Here is a 5,750-nt window from a genome sequence, read left to right as displayed (position 1 = left end):
CCTGTTGACAGTGGATGAGCTGTGGATTTACTGTGACTGCCATCTGAACGGAGCCGTCCGGAGCTGGCCCGCCGCATTCATCGCGGCCCGCCTTTCTGCTGGCACCATGGATTTTCGCGCCGCGTTTCCCTGACACGGCGTTTCCCGGACGTTGTCGAGTATCGGGGGCACACATGCCGGTGGCGGATCTCGCGACGCGGGTCGTCGGGCAGGCGAAGGCGTCCTTACGACGCCACGAGCGGCTGCGCGGCGGAGTCGTCGCGGCAAAGGACACCGCCTGGCAGGTACGGGTGGCCCTGGGCACCGCCCGCCACGGGGCGGTGGTCGTCGAGGACGAATACGGCATCACCCTGCTCGTCCCCGCCGATCAGCGCGACCGGCTCCGTTCACTCATGCGCCGCCCCGGTGACCGCCCGGCGTTCCAGTTGATGGACCGGATGCTCGGCGAGGGTGATGTCGTCCTCGATGTCGGGGCGAATCTCGGCGTCTACAGCGTGCACGCGCAACGCCATGTCGGCGAATCCGGGCAGGTGTTCGCGTTCGAGGCCGTTCCCGCCACCGCCGACCGGCTCACCCAGACCCTCGCGCTCAACCACGCCACCGACGTCCAGGTCGTGCGGGCCGCCGTCACCGAGACCGCCGGCAGCGCCCTCATGCACGTCTTCGACGACCCGGCGTGTGGCTGGAACTCGCTCGGCAACCATCCGATGTACGGCTACGACGGCGCCGCCGTCCGTCCCAGCGCCACCGTCGAGGTGCCCGCGATCACCCTGGACGACTTCGCCGCCGAGCATCACCTCGACCGGGTCGCCCTGTGCAAGGTCGACGTCGAGGGTTTCGAACGCCACGTCTTCTCCGGCGCCCGCGGTCTGCTCGCCGAACACCGCATCGACGTCCTGTGCTTCGAGATCAGTGAGGACGCCCTGCTCGGTGAGGGCGGCACTCCCGCCGAGGTGTTCGACGCCCTCGACACCCACGGCTACCTGACCTACCGCCACGAGGAGTCCGACGACACCCTCGTCGGCCCGATCGACCCCACCGCCGAGCAGCGCCGCCTCGCCACCGAGCCCGCCCGCCCGTACGTGGCCAACTACTTCTCCACCACCACCCCGACCCTCCTGCTGCCCCCCACCGCCCTGGTCTGACGACCGGCGACGACCGGCTCGGCACCACTGGCGGTCCGGCACACGCCAAGGGCCGGCCGCGGACCGACGTCAGAGCGCAGGCTCCGTGCCACAGCGCACCGCGGCCTCGGCCGCACGCCGCACAAACCCGTCGGCGAGGCGGGGTTCACCACGGCGGATCGGCGACTCGCCGGCCCGTCGGGCCGGCGGATTCGGGCGCGGGCGCGGATCGCGATGCGTGGGGCGTCCGCCGTCGGATGCCCCGGTCGGGCCGCGGTGCGATGATTAGCCTGGTAAAGGCCCGGTGGCCGAACGGTTCGATCCCACACGGACGGATCGGGACGCCACGGACCGGGCTGGGCGGCGATGTGGTGGAGGGGTGCGACATCAGCGGGACGCGGGCGTTGCCGGAGTGGGCCGAACCGAACGTCGAACAGGTGGAGCCGGGGGTCCATCGAATCCCGCTGCCGTTGCCGAACGACGGGTTGCGGGCGGTCAACGTGTACGCGATCGAGCAGCCGGACGGGCTGGTGCTCATCGACGCGGGCTGGTCGGTGCCCGAGTCGGAGCAGCGCCTCGAAGCGGCGCTGGGCAAGCTCGGCGCGGGGCTCGGGGACATCCAGCGGTTCCTGGTCACCCACATCCACCGTGATCACTACACCCAGGCGGTGGTGCTGCGGCGGCGGTTCGGGATGCGGGTGGCGCTCGGCCTCGGCGAGCAGCCGGCGCTCGACCGTTTCATGAACCGGCCGCGGGCGGAGAGCCGGGAGATCCAGCACCGCCAGCTGATCCGCCTCGGCGCGGCCGAGCTCGCCACCGAGCTCATGCGGTTCTTCCTCGAACAACTGGTCAAGGACGACAGCACCGACGAGTGGGCGGTGCCCGACGAGTGGCTGGACGCCCCGGTGGACGTCCAGCTGGATGGCATCACCCTGCGGGCGGTGCCGACGCCGGGGCACACCCGGGGGCATGTGGTGTTCCACAACGAGGCGTCCCGGCTGTTGTTCGCCGGTGACCATGTGCTGCCGACGATCACCCCGTCGATCGGGTTGACCGCCGATCCGGGGCCGCTGCCGCTCGGCGCGTTCCTGGATTCGCTGCGTCTGGTCCGTTCGATGCCGGACGCCCGGCTGCTACCCGCCCACGGCCCGGTCACCGACAGCGCGCATGCCCGGATCGACCAGCTGCTCGCCCATCACGCGACCCGTCTCGACGTCGCCGAGGACGCCGTCCGTGTCGGCGCCGACACGGCGTTCGCGGTCGCGCGGGCGATGACGTGGACCCGCCGCGAACACGCCTTCGACGACCTCGACATGTTCAACCGGATGATGGCGGTCACCGAGACCGCCGCCCACCTCGACCTGCTCGTCGCCCAGGGCCGCCTGCGCGCCGGCGAGGTCGACGACGTCCTGTACTACGCCCTGCCGTAGCCCCGGGGCGCCGCCCGGCTTACTGGAAGCCAGCGGTGCGGTGGGGGGTGTAGGGGGCTTCGAGCCGCGCGATCTCGTCGGCGGTGAGGGTGACGTCCAGGGCGGCGAGCGCGTCGTCGAGGTGGGTCAGCCGGGTCGCGCCGATGATCGGCGCGGTGACACCCGGTTGGGCCAGCAGCCAGGCCAGTGCCACCTGGGCGGGTGGGATCGCGCGGGCGGCGGCGATGCGGGCGACCTCCTCGACGATCCGGCGGTCGCCGTCGGCGTAGAGGGTGCGGCCGAACTGGTCGCTCTCGCTGCGGGCGGTGGTCTCGTCCCAGGGGCGGGTGAGCCGGCCGCGGGCCAGCGGACTCCACGGGATCACGCCGATGCCCTGGTCGGCGCACAACCCGAGCATCTCCCGTTCCTCCTCGCGGTAGATCAGGTTGTAGTGGTTCTGCATGGAGACGAACCTGGTCCAGCCGTGGGCGTCGGCGAGGAACAACGCCTTGGCGAACTGCCACGCGTACATCGACGAGGCGCCGAGGTAGCGGGCCTTGCCCGCCTTCACCACGTCGTGCAGCGCCTCGAGGGTCTCCTCGATCGGGGTGTCCGGGTCGAACCGGTGGATCTGATAGAGATCCACGTAGTCGGTGCCCAGCCGGCGCAGGCTCGCGTCGATCTCGGCCAGGATGACCTTGCGTGACAGCCCGCCGCCGTTGGGTCCTGGCCGCATCCGCCCGTGCACCTTCGTCGCCAGCACGATCTCGTCGCGCTGGGCGAACTCGGCGAGCGCCCGTCCGGTGATCTCCTCGCTGCTGCCGTCGGAGTAGACGTTCGCCGTGTCGAAGAACGTCACGCCGGCCTCGATCGCGGCGCGGAAGAACGGCCGGGCGGTGTCCTCGTCGAGCGTCCACTCGTGGTTGCCGCGGGCCGGGTCGCCGTAGCTCATGCAGCCCAGGCAGATCCTCGAGACATCGAGTCCCGTCGCGCCGAGCTTCACGTACTGCACGTACACCTCCAGGATGCGGCGGCCCACCCCAGCGTGGGATGCCTCAGTACCGGCCAGATGCTCAGTACCGGCCAGGTTCGCGGGTCGGGCCGGGTTCGCGGGGCAGGCCGAGAATACGCTCGGCGATGACGTTGCGGCTGATCTCGGACGTCCCGCCGGCGATCGTGAACGCCCGACTCATCAGATAGGAACGACCCAGCTCCGCCTCCGCGCCCGTCGCGACGGCGGCCCCGGCGATCCGCACCGCCAGTTCGCTGGCCTGCTGGGCGAACTCGGCCGCCACCAGCTTGCTGACACTGCCCTCCGCGGACGGCCCCGCGCCCGCCACCGCCCGCTGCACCCGCCGCAGGTTCAGCACGTCCAGGGCCTGCGCGACCGCGAGCAGCTGCCCGGCCTCACGGGCCAACCCCACATCGGAGGCGGCGTAGCGGGCATGCAACCCGGGCAGCCGGGCCACCGACCGGCGATCGGCCCCACTGCCCGCGCCGATCGAGACCCGTTCGTTGCCGAGCACGGCGCGGGCGACCGTCCAGCCGGCGCCGACCGGCCCGACGACGTCACCGTCCGGGACGAACACGTCGTCGAGGAAGACCTCGTTGAACAGCGCCTCGCCGGTGATCTCCCGCAACGGTCGGATCTCGACACCGCGCGCCCGCAGATCGATCGCCATCGTGGTGATGCCCCGATGCTTGGCCGCGGACGGGTCGGTCCGCACCGTCGCGAGCCCCCAGTCACAGGCATGGGCGCCGGTCGTCCACACCTTCTGCCCGTGGACGCGCCAGCCGCCCTCGACACGTTCGGCGCGGGTGGTCACCGCGGCCGCGTCCGAGCCGGCGTTCGGTTCGCTGAACAGCTGGCACCACACCAGCTCACCGCGCAGACTCGGCGGCAGCCACCGCGCGAGCTGCTCGGGCGCCCCGTGCTGGGTGATCGTCAACAGCACCCAGCCACCGATCTCCAGATCCGGGACGTCGACCCCGCCCCCGGCCAGCTCCTCGTCGATCACCAGCTGCTCGACCGCCCCCGCGCCACGCCCCCACGGCGCCACCCAGTGCGGCACAAGGTAACCGCTGTCGGCGAGCAGCCCGCGCCGTTCGCCCTCGGGCGCGGCGCGGTGGCGTGCGACGAACTCCCGCGCGTCGCGGCGATACTCCTCGGCCCGCGCCGGCAGTTCGACGGCGAACCGCCGCGTCATCCCGCCCCGCACCAGCGTCAGGACGTCCACCCGAGCGTCATCGGCCGGCCCCGCCAGCACCGCGAGCGCCGCCGATCGTCGCAGGTACAGGTGCGCGTCGTGCTCCCAGGTGAAGCCGATCCCCCCGAGCAGCTGGATGGCGAGCCGCGCGTTGTGCTCGTAGGCCGGCAACGCCAGCGCCGCCGCCACCGCCGCCGCCAGCTCCGCCTCCCCGGCCTCCCCCGCCGCCGCCTCTCCCGACGGGCCTCCCGACGGGCCTCCCGACGGGCCTCCCGCCGTCACCGCTGTCGCGCCCTCGAGTGCGCGGGCCGCGTCCCAGGCCGCGGCGGTGGCAAGCTCCGTCTGGACGAGCATGTTCGCCAGATGATGTTTCACCGCCTGAAAGCCGCCGATGATCCGTCCGAACTGCTCACGGACCTTCGCGTGCTCCAGCGCCATCGTGAGCGTCGCCCGCGCCCCACCGGCCGCCTGCGCCGCGGCGAGCGTGCGCAGCACCCGTACCGCCACCGCCTGTCCGCCCCGCAACACCCCCATCGGATGCGGCGCCACCCCCCGCAACGTCAGCGACGCCAGCCCCAGCGACGGATCGAGCGCCCGCCGGGCCGCCCGCACCACCAGCCCCGGCGCGTCCGCGACCACCACGGCGAGATCGTCCGCCCCCACCGGCAGCAGATGAATCCCCGCCCAGCGCCGCCGCCACCTCCCCATCCAGCAGCAGACCCGCCACAGCCCCCGTGCCCGCCGCGCCGGTCGAACCGGCGATGTCCACGGTGCCGGCGGCGTCGGTGGTGATGGTGGCCGCGGTGGCCAGCGAGGCGACGCGGGTACCGTCGGCAAGCCCGGGCAGCAGCGCGGCCCGCTGCTCGACGCTACCGACCGCGGCGATCACCGCCGAGGCGACGACCGTCGGCAGGAACGGTCCCCCGGCGACCTGCCCGCCGAGCCCCTCGCAGACGACCGCGAGCTCCGCCAGACCGAACCCGGACCCGCCGTACTCCGCCGGCAGATGC

4 protein-coding genes and 1 pseudogene are annotated in these 5,750 nt (G+C 72.6%); 2 read left to right on the top strand and 3 right to left on the bottom strand.

Translation table 11 applies throughout. From position 1 onward, the window contains the following. Positions 1-173 precede the first annotated feature (173 nt). Complete coding sequence (locus G6R24_RS17500; protein ID WP_163550294.1) at positions 174-1,145, top strand: FkbM family methyltransferase; 972 nt, start codon at positions 174-176, stop codon at positions 1,143-1,145. Positions 1,146-1,405: 260 nt separating this feature from the next. Next, a complete protein-coding gene (locus tag G6R24_RS17495) occupies positions 1,406-2,554 on the top strand; it encodes an MBL fold metallo-hydrolase (RefSeq protein ID WP_163550293.1) in 1,149 nt (382 codons plus the stop codon). Between the two features lie 19 nt (positions 2,555-2,573). Here the strand turns inward: G6R24_RS17495 and G6R24_RS17490 are convergent, their stop codons facing one another. From G6R24_RS17490 to G6R24_RS24235, 3 genes and pseudogenes are all read right to left on the bottom strand, one after another. Further along, positions 2,574-3,545 carry an aldo/keto reductase gene (locus tag G6R24_RS17490; RefSeq protein WP_163550295.1) on the bottom strand — a complete coding sequence of 324 codons (972 nt, stop codon included), beginning with the start codon at positions 3,543-3,545 and terminating at the stop codon, positions 2,574-2,576. A gap of 61 nt (positions 3,546-3,606) precedes the next feature. Beyond that, positions 3,607-5,448 carry an acyl-CoA dehydrogenase family protein gene (locus tag G6R24_RS17485; RefSeq protein WP_263864079.1) on the bottom strand — a complete coding sequence of 614 codons (1,842 nt, stop codon included), beginning with the start codon at positions 5,446-5,448 and terminating at the stop codon, positions 3,607-3,609. A gap of 178 nt (positions 5,449-5,626) precedes the next feature. Beyond that, a pseudogene (locus tag G6R24_RS24235) lies at positions 5,627-5,713 on the bottom strand (hypothetical protein); the annotation flags it as partial. Between the last annotated feature and the right edge of the window lie 37 nt (positions 5,714-5,750).

This window comes from Candidatus Frankia nodulisporulans (assembly GCF_902806475.1).
In the GTDB taxonomy this organism is placed as follows: Bacteria; Actinomycetota; Actinomycetes; order Frankiales; family Frankiaceae; genus Frankia; species Frankia umida.
Note: the sequence above shows the minus strand (reverse complement) of the source record. Positions and strands in the feature narration are given on the sequence as shown.